This window comes from Streptomyces sp. NPDC056222 (assembly GCF_042264065.1).
GTDB lineage: Bacteria > Actinomycetota > Actinomycetes > Streptomycetales > Streptomycetaceae > Streptomyces.
Genome location: NZ_JBHJTL010000048.1, coordinates 24,415 through 37,053 on the forward strand (window position 1 = coordinate 24,415; position 12,639 = coordinate 37,053).

A 12,639-nucleotide genomic window follows, 5' to 3' on the forward strand; every position below is an offset into this window, starting at 1 on the left:
CGTGTCGTGGCGCGGAGTCGGTGCACGCGCCGCCGAGGACGACCGGAGGCCGGACGCGTTCCCGGGCACCCGGGAACGCCTCGGCCCCGGACGGTCCGCGTCCGGGGCCGGGGCCGGGCTCCGAGGGAGGGGCGGGGTCGGTCAGACCTCGCAGGTGCCGTCGGCGTCGCACGCGGCGGCGTCGCCACCGATCGGCTGCAGCGCCCGGCCCTGCCACGCCTGTTCCAGGGCCTGGGTGAAGACCTCGGCGGGCTGCCCGCCGGAGATGCCGTAGCGACGGTCGAGGACGAAGAACGGCACGCCGTTGGCGCCGAGTTCGGCCGCCTCGCGCTCGTCCGCCCGTACCGCGTCCGCGTACGCGCTCTCGTCGGCGAGCACGGACCGGACCTCGGCCTCGTCCAGACCGGCCTCGACTCCGAGCCGTACGACGGTCTCGGCGTCGAAGACGGAGCGCTCCTCGGCGAAGTTGGCGCGGTAGGCGAGGTCGAGCAGCTCGTTCTGCCGGCCGCGCTCCTTGGCGAGGTGGAGCAGGCGGTGGATGTCGAAGGTGTTGCCGTGGTCGCGGCCCTCGGTGCGGTACTCGAGCCCCTCGGAGTGCGCGTTGGAGGCGACATGGGCCTCCATGGCACGGGCCTCGTCCAGGGTGCGGCCGTACTTCTTCGCCAGCATGTCGATCACCGGCGCGGTGTCGCCCTTGGGCCGGTTCGGGTCGAGCTCGAAGGAGCGGTGCACCACCTCGACGTCGTCACGGTGGGCGAAGTCCGCGAGCCCCTTCTCGAAGCGGGCCTTGCCGATGTAGCACCACGGGCAGGCGATGTCGCTCCAGATCTCGACGCGCATGTTCTTGCTTCTCTCCGGGGTCGGGGGATGTTCCGTGCCGGGAACACCGCCGGGCGCCGAAATCATTCCGTCGCGGGGCCCACTGTGAGGCGGAGCACGAGGTGGTTGCCGGAGCGCGGGGCGTCGGCGTCCGGGGTCCAGCCGTGGGCGGCGTAGAAGGCCTGGGCCCGCTCGTTCCGCTCGAAGACCTCGAGCCGGGCGGTCTCGACCCCCGTGGACCGCCAGATCTCCAGGCAGGCGCGGTGGAGCGCGGTGCCGACCCCGGCGCGCCACCGCGCGGGCAGGACATGGAGCTGGGTGAGTGTCATGACCCCGTCGACCGGGCCGTAGGCGGCGACGCCCACCATCCGTCCGTCACGTTCGGCACAGAGCACGGTGCCGCGCTCCACGGCCCTGCTCCAGCCCTCCCTGGAGCGGGCGAGCTCCTCGGGACCCTCGAACTCGATGTCGGGGATGTGGCCGCGGTAGTAGGTGGACCGGGCCTCCAGGTGCAGGGCGGCGATGGCGTCGAGGTCGTCGCGGGTCGCAGTTCTGATCATGACAACAGGGACGCGAAGAGCCACGAAGCCGGTTGCGGCGCGGAGCCGCCGGGGCCGACCGAGGCCGCTCCCGCTGGTCAGCGCCCGCCCCTTGGACGTTCCGCCGAGCGGGGCCGGCGCGCCTTGGTCGGTACGGCGCCTTGCGGACGGGTGGGCAGGAGCACTGGACTGCCAAGGTCGACACGGCGGCGTCGCCGGTAACAGGTCGCCGGTACAGAAGGAAGCGCATGACACCCCTGCCCGACGGCCGCACAGCCTGGCCCGAGGAGTTCGTCGATCGCTACTGGATGGCCGGGCACTGGCGTGGCAACACGCTGGACAACCTGCTCCGCGGCTGGGCTGCGCAGTACGGGCCGCGGACCGCGCTCGTGCACGGCGCCACCCGCGTCACCTACGGGCAGCTCAACCGGCGCGTGGACCGCATGGCCGCCGGATTCCGGCTGCTCGACCTCCGGCCCGGACAACGGGCCGTCGTACAGCTCCCCAACGTCTCCGAGTTCGTCGTCACCGTGTTCGCGCTGATGCGCGCCGGTGTCGCCCCCGTGCTCTGCCCGGTCCGGTACCGCGCGGCCGAGGTGTCCCACCTCGTGCGGGTCACGGAGGCCGTCGGCTATGTCGGCCCGTCGGCGTACGAGGGCTTCGACCACACGGCGATGGCCGCCGGCATCGCGGCCCAGGGGCCCTTCCTGCGCAGGGTGTTCACGTACGAGGAGCCTGGCGCCGAATCCCCGTACGGCGGCTTCACGACCGACCCGTCGGGCTGCCACTACTTCCCGCTGGGCTCCGTCGACGCCCCGCCGGCACCGACGCACGCGCCGAGCGCCGACCAGGTGGCCTTCTTCCTGCTCTCCGGAGGACCCGACGGAACGCCCAGGCTCGTTCCACGCACCCACAACGACTACGCCTACCAGGCGCGGGCCGCCGCCGAGCTGGTGTCGCTCACCGAGGACGACGTGTACCTGGCCGCGCTGCCCACCGGGTCCGCCTTCGCCTTCGGCTGCCCCGGTGTCGTCGGCACCCTCTCCGCCGGCGGCACCGTCGTCCTCGCCGACGACCCGGACCCCGCCGTATGCCTTCCGCTCGTCGAACGGGAGCGGGTCACCCTCACCTCGGTGGAGCCCGCCGTCGCCCGACGCTGGCTCGACGCGTTTCCCGCCGCTGGGGCCGACGTGCGCAGTCTGCGTCTTCTCCAGGTCGGCGGCGCGCCCCTGCCGCGGGCGGACGCCGAGCGCGTGGGCCCCGAACTGGGCTGCCGTCTGCAGCAGGTCTTCACCCTGGCCGAGGGGCCGCTCACTCTCACCCGGCCCACCGATCCGGACGAGTCGGTGCTCACCACGCAGGGGCGCCCGCTCTCGCCCGACGACGAGATCCGCCTGGTCGACGCCGCGGGAGAGGACGTGCCCGACGGGGAGCCCGGCGAGCTCCTCGCCCGCGGCCCGTCCGTCCCGCGCGGCTACTTCCGCGCCCCCGACGACGACGCGCGCTCCTTCACCCGCGACGGCTGGCTCCGCACCGGCGCCCTCGCGCGACGCACCCCGGACGGCGACCTGGTGGTGACCGGCGGGCTCCGGGACAGCGCGGGCGGGAACGCCGCCTAGGACGTGGCGAAGGCCCTGCCGGCCCCGCGAGCTACAGGCCTCTGCGGTACCGCCCCGGGGCCGTCCCGTACTCCCGCTTGAACGCCTTGGCGAAAGCGAACTCCGAGGTGTAGCCCGCGCGTTGGGCGACGGTGCGGAGCGGGGTGTCGTCGGTGCGGAGCAGTCGTCCCGCCGTCGTCATGCGCCACCACGTCAGATACGCCAGCGGCGGCCGCCCCACCAGAGTGGTGAAGCGGCGCGCGAAGGCCGCGCGGGAGAGGCCGCCCTCGGCTCCGAGTTCCTCCACCGTCCACGCCCGGGCCGGGTCGGCGTGGATCGCACGGAGGGCGGCGGTGACGGCCGGGTCGCTCAGGGCGGCGGACCAGCCGGTGGTGCGGTCGGGGCGTTCGGTGAGCCACCAGGTGCGCAGCATCAGGACGAGCAGGGTGTCGAGCAGGGCGGGCACGAGCGCGTCGGATCCGGGCTGCGGGTCGGCGAGTTCGGCGCCGAGCAGGTCGACCGCGGCGCGCAGCCGGGGATGGGCGCCGGCCCGGGCGGGGATGTGCACGTACGGCGGCAGCTCGGTGAAGAGGGGGTGGGCCCTGGCCCTGCTCACCTGGTACGCGCCGCACAGCAGCAGGGTCTCGTCCGCTCGGGCGGGTGCCCGGTCGGGCGGGGTGGGCCAGGAGCCGTCGGGGGCCTGCACGGCGTCGACGAGCGGGGCACCGGGCCGCCCGGCGAGCCCGTGGCCGGTGCCGTGGGCGAGCAGGACCACGTCACCGGGGCGGAGCTCGACGGGCTCGCCGTCGTCCGGCGGCATGAGCCAGGCCGCGCCCTGGACCACCACATGGAAGCCGGCGCCCTTGCTCGGCGGGAAACGGAAGCCCCAGGAGCCGGAGTTGACGGTACGGGAGGAGTGCGGGCGTCCGGTGCGCATGGCGGCGACGGCATCGCTCAGTACGTCCATGGCCGCACCGTACCGCGAGACGGACGGACATGGTGGGGAGGTCCTGGGACATGGAACGTCTCGCCGCGCCTGCCTACGGTCGAGGACATGACGACCGACATCACGACTGGCGACATCCCGACCGACACGCAGACCCGGCAGATGACACGCGCGGTTCTCTTCCACGAGCTCGGAGGACCCGAGGTGCTGACCGTGGAGGAGATTCCGCTCCCCGCGCCCGGCCCCGGCGAGGTGCTCCTCCGCGTCGAGGCGATCGGCCTCAACCGCGCCGAAGCCCTGTTCCGCGCGGGCACGTACTACTACCCGGCGACGCTCCCCGGCTCCCGGCTCGGCTACGAGGCGGCGGGGGTGGTCGAGGCGGTCGGCGCGGACGTCACGGCGTACGCCGTCGGCGATCCCGTCATGGCGGCCGCCAACTTCGACTTCGGGGTGCACGGGGTTTACGCGGAGCGGGTGGTGCTGCCCGAGGAGTACCTGGTGCGCAGGCCCGAGGGCGTGGACGCGGTGACCGCGGCCGCCTCGTGGCTGACGTACTCGACCGCGTACGGCGGCATGGTGGAGGCGGGCGGGCTGCGCCCGGGTGACCCGGTGGTGATCACGGGGGCGTCCAGCGGGGTGGGGACGGCCGCGATCCAGGTGGCGCTGCGGATCGGCGCGGTGCCGATCGCCACGACGCGGGGCGAGGGGAAGCGGCAGAGGCTGCTCGACCTGGGCGCGGCGCGGGTGATCACGACCGAGAGCGAGTCCGTGGTGAAGGAGGTGCGGCGGTTCACCGGGGACCGGGGCGCGCGGCTCGTCTTCGACGCCATCGGCGGGCCGGGGTTCGCGGAGCTCGGGAACGCCCTGGAGCCGGGCGGCACGGCGGTGCTGTACGGCTGGCTCGACCCCCGGCCGGCCACAATTTCGCTGAACTGGCCGCTCACCGTGCGGGGTTACGCCAACGGCGCGGTGGTGCGCGACGAGGAGGGGCGGCGCAGGATTGCCGGGTTCATCGGCTCCGGTCTGCGCGACGGCTCCCTGGCGCCGGTGATCGCCCGGACCTTCGAGGGTCTGGAACGGATCACCGACGCCCATCGGCTGATGGAGTCGGACACGCACATCGGGAAGATCGTCGTGCGCGTCTGACCGTGCCGGGCCGGGTCAGCGGCGCGGCAGGCCGAGCGGGTTGTCGTCGCGCAGCTCCGGCGGGAGCAGGTGCTGGGGCGTCGACTGGTAGGTCACCGGGCGCAGCCAGCGTTCGATCGCGGTCGCGCCGACCGAGGTGGAGGTGGAGGTGGTGGCCGGGTAGGGCCCGCCGTGGTGCTGGGCGCCCGCCACCGCCACACCCGTCGGCCAGCCGTTGACGAGCACGCGGCCGGCCAGCGGGGTCAGCTCGGCGAGCAGAGAGGCGGCCTCCGGGTCCTCCTCGGCCATCTGGAGCGTGGCCGTGAGGTTGCCGGGGAGAAGGCCGAGGACCGCGGTGATCTCCTCCCGCGTGGTGTAGCGGGCGACCAGGGTCACGGGGCCGAAGTACTCGTTCAGGATCGCCCGGTGCTCGCCCTTGAGCAGGATCTCGGCATCGAAGGTCAGGAAGCCCGCGTTGACGGTGTGCGGCCCGCCGGGGCCGGGGTGTACGGGCGCGGTGACCCCGGAGATCTGGGCGAGCTCGTAGGTTCCGGTGAGGAAGTGGCCCCGCATCCGGTGGTCGAGCATCACTCCGGGCTCGGACTCGCTGAGGGCGTCCGTGAGGGCGGACACGAAGCGGTCGCCCGCCTCGCCCGTAGGCGCCAGGACGAAGCCGGGCTTGGTGCAGAACTGCCCCTGGCCCATGGTCACGGAGGCCGCGAGTCCGGCACCGATCTCGGCGGCCCGCTGCTCCGCGGCGGCCTCGGTGATCACGACCGGGTTGATCGAGCCGAGTTCGCCATGGAAGGGGATGGGGACGGGACGGGCCGCCGCCGCGTCGAAGAGCGCCCGCCCGCCCCGTACGGAACCGGTGAAGCCGGCCGCCGCGACCAGCGGGTGGCGCACCAGCTCGACGCCCGCGTCGAAGCCGTGGACCAGGACGACCACGTCCTCGGGGAGCCCGACCTTGACCGCGGCCCGGCGCAGGATGGAGGCGCAGAGCTCGGAGGTGGCCGGGTGGTCGGGGTGGGCCTTGATCACGACGGGGCAGCCGGCCGCGAGGGCGCTGGCGGTGTCGCCGCCGGGTACGGAGAAGGCGAGCGGGAAGTTGGAGGCCGCGTAGACGGCGACGACCCCGAGCGGGATCTTCCAGCGGCGCAGATCGGGCCGGGGCGGGGTCGTCGTCGGGTCGGGCAGGTCGATCCGTACGTCGAGGAAGGAGCCCTCGTCGACGACGTCGGCGAAGGACCGCAACTGGCCCGTGGTGCGGGCGAGTTCGCCGGTGAGGCGGACCGGGCCGAGTGCGGTCTCGGCGTCGGCGGCCTCGATGACGTTCGGGCCGGCCGCGTCGAGGAGGTCCGCGGCGGTACGCAGCAGGGCGGCCCGCGTCGTACGGTCGGCGAGGGCCTCGCGGGTGGCCGCCGCGGCACGGACCGCCCGGTCGATCTCCTCCGCCGTGGCCTCCACCGCAACCTGTTCACGCGGCTTCCCCGTCCGGGGGTCCACACTCCACACTGGTTGAGCTGCCACCGCAACGCCCCTCGCTCGCACCCCGTTCGCTATTCTGAACAGAGTTCCTGTAGATGAATCAGGACTCTATTGACGGGCGTGCCGTCTCCACAAGAGGCACCAACAAGAGGGGCGAGGGCAATGTCGACAGCCGACACGGGTGGGGCCCAGGTCAAGTCCGCGGTGCGTACGGTGGAACTGCTGGAGTACTTCGCCGGACGTCCCGGGATGCACTCGCTCGCCGCCGTCCAGGAGGCGGTCGGCTACCCCAAGTCCAGTCTGTACATGCTGCTGCGCACGCTGGTCGAGCTGGGCTGGGTGGAGACGGACGCGACGGGCACGCGGTACGGGATCGGCGTACGGGCCCTGCTGGTCGGCACCTCGTACATCGACGGCGACGAGGTCGTGGCCGCCGCCCGGCCCACCCTGGACCGGCTTTCCGACGACACCACCGAGACCATCCACCTGGCGCGGCTCGACGGCATCAACGTGGTCTATCTGGCGACCCGTCAGTCCCAGCACTATCTGCGGCCGTTCACCCGGGTCGGGCGCCGACTGCCCGCCCACTCGACCTCGCTCGGCAAGGCGCTGCTCGCCACCCACAGCGACGAACAGGTCCGCAAGCTGCTCCCGGAGACGCTGCCGGCGCTGACCGAGCACACGATCACCGACCGCGAGAAGCTCATCGAGGAGCTGCATCTGATCCGCGAGCAGGGGTACGCGGTGGACCGCGAGGAGAACACCCTCGGGCTGCGCTGTTTCGGCATCGCCATCCCGTACCGGACCCCGGCGCGGGACGCGATCAGCTGCTCGGTGCCGGTCGCCCGGCTGACCCCCGGACACGAGCAGATGATCAAGGACGCCCTCTTCGACGCGCGCGACCGGCTGACACTGGCGACCCGCCGCCTCTGATCAGGACCGCGCGGCGAGCGCCTGCTGCCACACCGGGCTGTCGACATAGTGGTTGTCGTACCGCTCGGAGGACTCCTTGATCTCCTCGAAGCTCGCCTCGCCGCGCATCACGCGCCCGAGCAGCCGCAGATAGTCGAAGCGGGCCATGCCCGGCGTGAAGACGAACAGGACGTCGGCCTCGGCGCCCGGTGCCGCGGCGAAGGCGTGCGGGGTGTGCGGCGGCACGAGCAGGAAGTCGCCCTGCTCCAGAACGGTCAACTCCTCGCCGAGCAGCACCTGGAGCGAGCCGCCGAGCACGAAGAACATCTCCGACGCCTTGGTGTGGAAGTGCGCCGGGGCACCGACGGCACCCTTCGCGAAGCTCGAGCGGTAGCTGGTGAGCTGCCCGCCGGTGGTGTCGGAGTCGGCGAGGAGGGTCATCACGCTGCTCGGGTCGGCCGTGGTCTCGGCGGTGGCGGCGCGGGTGAGGAGCGGGGCGAAGGGCTGCGTCGTGTTCATGAAGATCACTCTATGGGCTCCAGTGACCGGGCAAGGGGTGCATTCCTCCTCGAAAAACATGGGTCAATTCGAGGTCCTGAGGGCCGTCTCCCCCGAGCGGCGGAGGCGGTTCGTCGGCAGGAAGGAGGTGGCGGGACGGGCCCGCGCGGGAGCGTGAAGCCATGACACGGACCTCTGCCCTCCCCGCTCACGCCCCGGCCTCCCGACCGGGCGTCGCCCGCCGGATCCTGCGCGCCCTCGCCGTCGTGGCCTGCCTCCCGTACATCACGCTCAAGATCGCCTGGGTCGCGGGCAGCGAGATCGGTATCCCCGCCGGCAGCGTGCTCCTGGAGCACCGGACGCTGCTGATCGTGGCCAACTCGGTCTCCGTGGTGATGGACTCCGTGGTGGTCGTCCTCGCCCTGCTGCTCACCCAGCCGTGGGGCCTGCGGGTGCGGGCCTGGCTGCTCGCCTTCCCGCTGTGGGCCGCGACCGGGCTGCTGGCCCCGATCATGATCGGCTTCCCCGCGCAGATCGTGGTCTCCCTCCTCACCGGCCCGCAGCAGACCGGTTCCCGCGAGCCGTTCCTCGACGAATGGGTCTTCGGGGTCGTCTACGGCGGCTTCATCGTCCAGGGACTCGCGCTCGGCACGCTCTTCGTCCTCTACACGCGGGACCGCTGGTCGCACGTCTGGCGCGGTGTCCTGGGCGAGCTGCCCGACCGGCTCTTCGGCACCGGCACGCGCGCCGCGGCCGTCGTCGCCTCACTGCTCGCCCTGGCACCCGCCGCCGTCCATCTGATGTGGGGGCTCGGCTCGACCCGGGGTCTGTCGTCGGCGCAGATCGCCCGCCGCACCGGCGACTTCTACGTCCTGGAGTGGGTGCGGGCCCTGTTCATCGCCGTCGCCGTCGCCGCCGTGCTGCTGCTGGTCTTCCGGTGGGCCCGGTCGCTGTCGGTCCGTACGACCCTTGGCGTGGCCTGGGTCGGCTCGGGCGGAGTGGGGTGCTGGGGCGCGTACATGACCCTGGTGACGCTCATGCCGGAGACCGATCCGGCCGATCCGTTCACCGGCCTGGCACAGCTGACCTACGCTGGGGAAATGATCACCGGGTTCCTGCTGGCCGGCTGCCTGGCCGTCTTCCTGCGGCAGCGGAGTGCGAGCGCGTGAGGCGTCCGTTCGCGCTGCTCCTGGGGCAGCGGGCCAGGTTCCGCTGGGTCCATCTGATCCTGGGCGGCGCGGTGTTCATGCCGTACTGGCTGGTCGGCACCGTGGTCATGGGATGGCTCGTCGGCGGCGAGTCGATGTTCGCGGCGAGCCTGAGCGTGCAGTTCGGGGCGTACGCGATCGGTCTGCCGCTCGCCGCGGTCACCTCGCTCTTCCCGCTGACCCGGCCGATGTCGGTGGCGGCGGCGCGGGCGCTGTGCGGGATCCCGGCGGACCGGCTCGCGGACGGTCCGGCCCGCGGCCGGAGCGCGAAGGCGCGGACGGCGGGCTGGTTCACGCTCCATCTGGGGGTCGGCGCGCTGATCAGCGGGGCGACGCTGGCGCTGCCGCCGTTCGCGGTCACGGTGATGGTGCTGCCGTTCTCGGCGTCGCTGCGGGAGTCGGAGCTGACCTCGCTCTGGGGCATGGACCGGCCGTGGGCACAGTGGTTCGGCCTCCCGGCCGGTCTCGCGATGCTCCTCGCGCTCGCCGCCGTGGTGGCGGCCGCCGGGGAGCTCTTGGCCCGGCAGGCGCCGAGGCTGCTCGGGCCGAGCCCGGCGGACCGGCTGGCGGCGGCCGAGCGGCGCGCGGCCGAGCTGGCCGTGCGCAACCGGCTCGCCCGGGAACTGCACGACTCGGTCGGCCATGCCTTGAGCGCGGTGACGCTCCAGGCGAGCGCGGCGCGGCGGGTGCTGGACAGCGATCCGGAGTTCGTGCGCGAGGCCCTCGCGGCGATCGAGGAGACGACCCGGCGGACGGTCGGCGAGCTGGATTCCGTCCTCGGGCTGCTGCGTCAGGGCGAGGACGACGGGGAGCTGCCGGGGCTGCCGCTCGACGCGCTGGACTCGCTCGTGAAGGGCGCGGGGCCACGGGTGGAGCTGTCGGTGACCGGGGAGCTCGACCGGGTGCCGGAGGCCGTGTCGAGGGAGGCGTACCGGATCGTCCAGGAGGGGCTGACGAACGCGGCCAGGTACGCGGGCGGCGGGCGCGTGACCGCGCGGCTCGCCCTGCACGACGACGAGTTGGAGATCACGATGGAGAACCCCCTGCCCGCCCGCGCGCCGGTGGCCCGCCCCGACGGCGGCCGCGGCCTCCTCGGCATCGCGGAGCGCGCCCGCCTCCTGGGCGGTACGTCGGAGGCCGGCCCGGTGGACGGCGCCTGGCAGCTCGCGGTGCGCCTGCCGCTGGGAGGTGGCCGGTGATCAGTGTCGTGCTGGCGGACGACGAGCGGATGGTGCGGACCGCGCTGCGGGTGATCCTCGACGCGGAGCCCGACCTGGAGGTGGTGGGCGAGGCGTCGACGGGCGCCGAGGCGGTGTCGGTGGTGCGTGAGCGGCGGCCGGACGTGGTGCTGATGGACGTGCGGATGCCGGAGATCGACGGGATACGGGCGACCGAGCAGATCCTGGCGGGGATGGCGGAGCCACCGCGGATCGTGGTGGTGACGACCTTCGAGAACGATTCGTACGTGTACGACGCGCTGCGGGTGGGCGCGGCCGGGTTCCTGCTGAAGCGGGCGGCGGCCGAGGAGCTGGTGGACGCGGTCCGGCTGGTCGCGCGCAGCGACTCCCTGCTCTACCCGGCGGCGGTCCGGGGCCTCGCCGCCGAACACGCCCGCCGCCGTCCCCCGGCGGCGCCGCCCTGGGTGGCCCGGCTGACCGAGCGCGAGGCGGAGGTGCTGCGCCTGGTGGTGAAGGGCCTCACGAACGCGGAGATCGCGGGCCGGATGGGCGTGGGCCCGGCGACGGTGAAGACCCACGTGGCGGCGGTCCTGGCGAAGACGGGCGCCCGGGACCGCACCCAGGCGGTGATCCTGGCGTACGAGTCGGGGTTCATCAGCCCTGGGTGACGACGGGCCCGGCCCGGTCGGCGGGGGTGCGACGTCGTGCCGGCCGCCTCTCGGGTCCACGCGCCGCTCCCGGGTCCACCCCCGGCCGAGGAACCGGCGCCGGAGCGCCTTGCTGCCCGCCGTGGCACCCCGGCGCGCATGAACGTTTCCTGAGAAACGGGACACACGCGGAACGCCGCACCCCTCCCGCTCGTCCCGCATATGGGATGAACAAGACGATCAGGCGCGCCTCGGTCTTCTCGCTGCTCCTGGTGCTCGCCCTGCTGGGGCGGGCGACCTGGGTGCAGGCGTACGAAGCCAAGGCCCTCGCGGACGACAAGAAGAACCGGCGGAACGTGATGGCGCAGTACGCGCAGCCGCTCGGGAACATCATCGTGGCCGGTTCGCCGGTCACCGGATCGAAGAAGACGGAGGGCAGCGATCTCGCGTACAAGCGCAGCTACACCGACGGCGAGCTCTACGCGGCCGTCACCGGCTACAGCTCGCAGGCCTACGGCGCCACCCAGCTGGAGGGCATCTACTCCGATGTCCTGGACGGCACCGACACCCGGCTGAAGAACCCGCTGGACGCCCTCACCGGCAAGCAGCAGGAGCCCGGTGACGTGCTCACGACCATCGATCCGGCCGTCCAGAAGGCCGCCTACGAGGCGCTCGGCGAGAAGAAGGGCGCGGCCGTCGCCATCGACCCGAAGACCGGGCGGATCCTGGGCATGGTCTCCACGCCCTCGTACGACCCCTCGAAGATCGCCGGCCTGACCGACGGCTCCACCTGGCAGGAGCTGACCACGGACAAGGACAAGCCGCTGGTCAACCGGGCCCTGCGGCAGCCGCTGCCGCCGGGCTCCACGTTCAAGCTGGTCGTCGCGGCGGCCGCGCTGGAGAACGGTCTCTACAGCTCCGTGGACACGGCGACCGACAGCCCCAACCCGTACAGACTGCCCGATTCGACCCGCTATCTGGAGAACGAGAACGCCTCCGCTCCCTGCGAGAACGCCACCATCCGCACCGCGCTCCAGTACTCCTGCAACAACGTCTTCGCCAAGATCGCCGTCGATCTCGGCCAGGACAAGGTGAAGGCGATGGCGGAGAAGTTCGGCTTCAACAACGCCGAGCAGGACGTGCCCGTCCGCGCCTACGCGAGCGTGTACCCGTCCGGCATGGACAGGCCGCAGACCGCGCTCACCGGTATCGGCCAGTTCGATGTGACGGCGACGCCGCTCCAGATCGCCATGGTGTCCGCGGCGATCGCCAACGACGGGGTCATGGCGAAGCCGCACATGGTCTCGAAGGTCGTCGACTCCGACGGCGACACCCTGGAGTCCTTCGAGGACGGGGACACCGAACGGGTCGTCTCCTCCGCGACGGCGGAACAGCTGCGCAGCGCGATGGTGACCGTGGTGGACAAGGGCACCGGCACGAACGCGGCCATCTCCGGCGCCGAGGTCGGCGGCAAGACGGGCACCGCCCAGCACGGCGAGAACAACAGCAAGACGCCGTACGCCTGGTTCACCTCCTACGCCAAGGACGCGGACACCGGCAAGGAGGTCGCGGTCGCCGTCCTGATCGAGGACGCCGGGGCCGCGCGCTCGGAGGTCAGCGGCAACAGGCTCGCGGCCCCGGTCGCGGAGAAGATGATGAGGGCGGCGCTGAAGTAGCGGCC

Annotated in this window: 12 protein-coding genes; 7 read left to right on the forward strand and 5 right to left on the reverse strand. The window is 72.8% G+C overall.

Features of this window, described 5'->3' with window-relative positions; translation table 11 throughout:
- Positions 1 to 141 precede the first annotated feature (141 nt).
- Positions 142 to 840, reverse strand: a complete 699-nt coding sequence (locus tag ACFC0D_RS22330) for a DsbA family oxidoreductase (protein WP_376438584.1) — start codon at positions 838 to 840, stop codon at positions 142 to 144.
- Positions 841 to 902: 62 nt separating this feature from the next.
- Positions 903 to 1,379 (reverse strand): GNAT family N-acetyltransferase, encoded by a 477-nt coding sequence (locus tag ACFC0D_RS22335; RefSeq protein WP_376438587.1) that lies wholly within the window; start codon positions 1,377 to 1,379, stop codon positions 903 to 905.
- A 227-nt stretch (positions 1,380 to 1,606) separates the two neighbouring features.
- Here ACFC0D_RS22335 and ACFC0D_RS22340 point away from each other — a divergent pair, with 227 nt between their 5' ends.
- Positions 1,607 to 2,977 (forward strand): (2,3-dihydroxybenzoyl)adenylate synthase, encoded by a 1,371-nt coding sequence (locus tag ACFC0D_RS22340; protein WP_376438590.1) that lies wholly within the window; start codon positions 1,607 to 1,609, stop codon positions 2,975 to 2,977.
- A gap of 31 nt (positions 2,978 to 3,008) precedes the next feature.
- Here ACFC0D_RS22340 and ACFC0D_RS22345 read toward each other — a convergent pair whose 3' ends face one another.
- On the reverse strand, positions 3,009 to 3,923 hold the full coding sequence (locus ACFC0D_RS22345; protein ID WP_376438592.1) for an AraC family transcriptional regulator: 915 nt from the start codon (positions 3,921 to 3,923) through the stop codon (positions 3,009 to 3,011).
- Between the two features lie 87 nt (positions 3,924 to 4,010).
- On the opposite strand from ACFC0D_RS22345, the gene ACFC0D_RS22350 reads away from it, so the two are divergent.
- Positions 4,011 to 5,048 carry a zinc-dependent alcohol dehydrogenase family protein gene (locus ACFC0D_RS22350; protein WP_376438595.1) on the forward strand — a complete coding sequence of 346 codons (1,038 nt, stop codon included), beginning with the start codon at positions 4,011 to 4,013 and terminating at the stop codon, positions 5,046 to 5,048.
- Between the two features lie 15 nt (positions 5,049 to 5,063).
- Here the strand turns inward: ACFC0D_RS22350 and ACFC0D_RS22355 are convergent, their stop codons facing one another.
- Positions 5,064 to 6,557 carry an aldehyde dehydrogenase (NADP(+)) gene (locus ACFC0D_RS22355; protein ID WP_376438598.1) on the reverse strand — a complete coding sequence of 498 codons (1,494 nt, stop codon included), beginning with the start codon at positions 6,555 to 6,557 and terminating at the stop codon, positions 5,064 to 5,066.
- 120 nt (positions 6,558 to 6,677) lie between these two features.
- On the opposite strand from ACFC0D_RS22355, the gene ACFC0D_RS22360 reads away from it, so the two are divergent.
- A complete protein-coding gene (locus tag ACFC0D_RS22360) occupies positions 6,678 to 7,448 on the forward strand; it encodes an IclR family transcriptional regulator (RefSeq protein ID WP_376438600.1) in 771 nt (256 codons plus the stop codon).
- On the opposite strand, the gene ACFC0D_RS22365 is transcribed toward ACFC0D_RS22360, so the two are convergent.
- Positions 7,449 to 7,946: a cupin domain-containing protein gene (locus ACFC0D_RS22365; protein WP_376438603.1), complete on the reverse strand. Its 498-nt coding sequence runs from the start codon at positions 7,944 to 7,946 to the stop codon at positions 7,449 to 7,451.
- Positions 7,947 to 8,107: 161 nt separating this feature from the next.
- Here ACFC0D_RS22365 and ACFC0D_RS22370 point away from each other — a divergent pair, with 161 nt between their 5' ends.
- The 4 genes from ACFC0D_RS22370 (at position 8,108) to ACFC0D_RS22385 (ending at position 12,634) form a co-directional block, all read left to right on the forward strand.
- Positions 8,108 to 9,094 (forward strand): hypothetical protein, encoded by a 987-nt coding sequence (locus tag ACFC0D_RS22370; protein ID WP_376438606.1) that lies wholly within the window; start codon positions 8,108 to 8,110, stop codon positions 9,092 to 9,094.
- Positions 9,091 to 10,332, forward strand: a complete 1,242-nt coding sequence (locus ACFC0D_RS22375) for a sensor histidine kinase (RefSeq protein WP_376438608.1) — start codon at positions 9,091 to 9,093, stop codon at positions 10,330 to 10,332. Before ACFC0D_RS22370 ends, ACFC0D_RS22375 begins: the two co-directional genes overlap by 4 nt.
- 29 nt (positions 10,333 to 10,361) lie before the next feature.
- Positions 10,362 to 10,979: a response regulator gene (locus tag ACFC0D_RS22380; protein WP_376438681.1), complete on the forward strand. Its 618-nt coding sequence runs from the start codon at positions 10,362 to 10,364 to the stop codon at positions 10,977 to 10,979.
- A gap of 206 nt (positions 10,980 to 11,185) precedes the next feature.
- Positions 11,186 to 12,634 carry a peptidoglycan D,D-transpeptidase FtsI family protein gene (locus ACFC0D_RS22385; protein ID WP_376438611.1) on the forward strand — a complete coding sequence of 483 codons (1,449 nt, stop codon included), beginning with the start codon at positions 11,186 to 11,188 and terminating at the stop codon, positions 12,632 to 12,634.
- Positions 12,635 to 12,639 lie beyond the last annotated feature (5 nt).

Coding starts and splice junctions, on each gene's coding strand:
- ACFC0D_RS22330 (WP_376438584.1), bottom strand. CDS start 840: ATGCGCGTCGAGATCTGGAGCGACATCGCCTGCCCGTGGTGCTACATC.
- ACFC0D_RS22335 (WP_376438587.1), bottom strand. CDS start 1,379: ATGATCAGAACTGCGACCCGCGACGACCTCGACGCCATCGCCGCCCTG.
- ACFC0D_RS22340 (WP_376438590.1), top strand. CDS start 1,607: ATGACACCCCTGCCCGACGGCCGCACAGCCTGGCCCGAGGAGTTCGTC.
- ACFC0D_RS22345 (WP_376438592.1), bottom strand. CDS start 3,923: ATGGACGTACTGAGCGATGCCGTCGCCGCCATGCGCACCGGACGCCCG.
- ACFC0D_RS22350 (WP_376438595.1), top strand. CDS start 4,011: ATGACGACCGACATCACGACTGGCGACATCCCGACCGACACGCAGACC.
- ACFC0D_RS22360 (WP_376438600.1), top strand. CDS start 6,678: ATGTCGACAGCCGACACGGGTGGGGCCCAGGTCAAGTCCGCGGTGCGT.
- ACFC0D_RS22365 (WP_376438603.1), bottom strand. CDS start 7,946: ATGAACACGACGCAGCCCTTCGCCCCGCTCCTCACCCGCGCCGCCACC.
- ACFC0D_RS22370 (WP_376438606.1), top strand. CDS start 8,108: ATGACACGGACCTCTGCCCTCCCCGCTCACGCCCCGGCCTCCCGACCG.
- ACFC0D_RS22380 (WP_376438681.1), top strand. CDS start 10,362: ATGGTGCGGACCGCGCTGCGGGTGATCCTCGACGCGGAGCCCGACCTG.
- ACFC0D_RS22385 (WP_376438611.1), top strand. CDS start 11,186: ATGAACAAGACGATCAGGCGCGCCTCGGTCTTCTCGCTGCTCCTGGTG.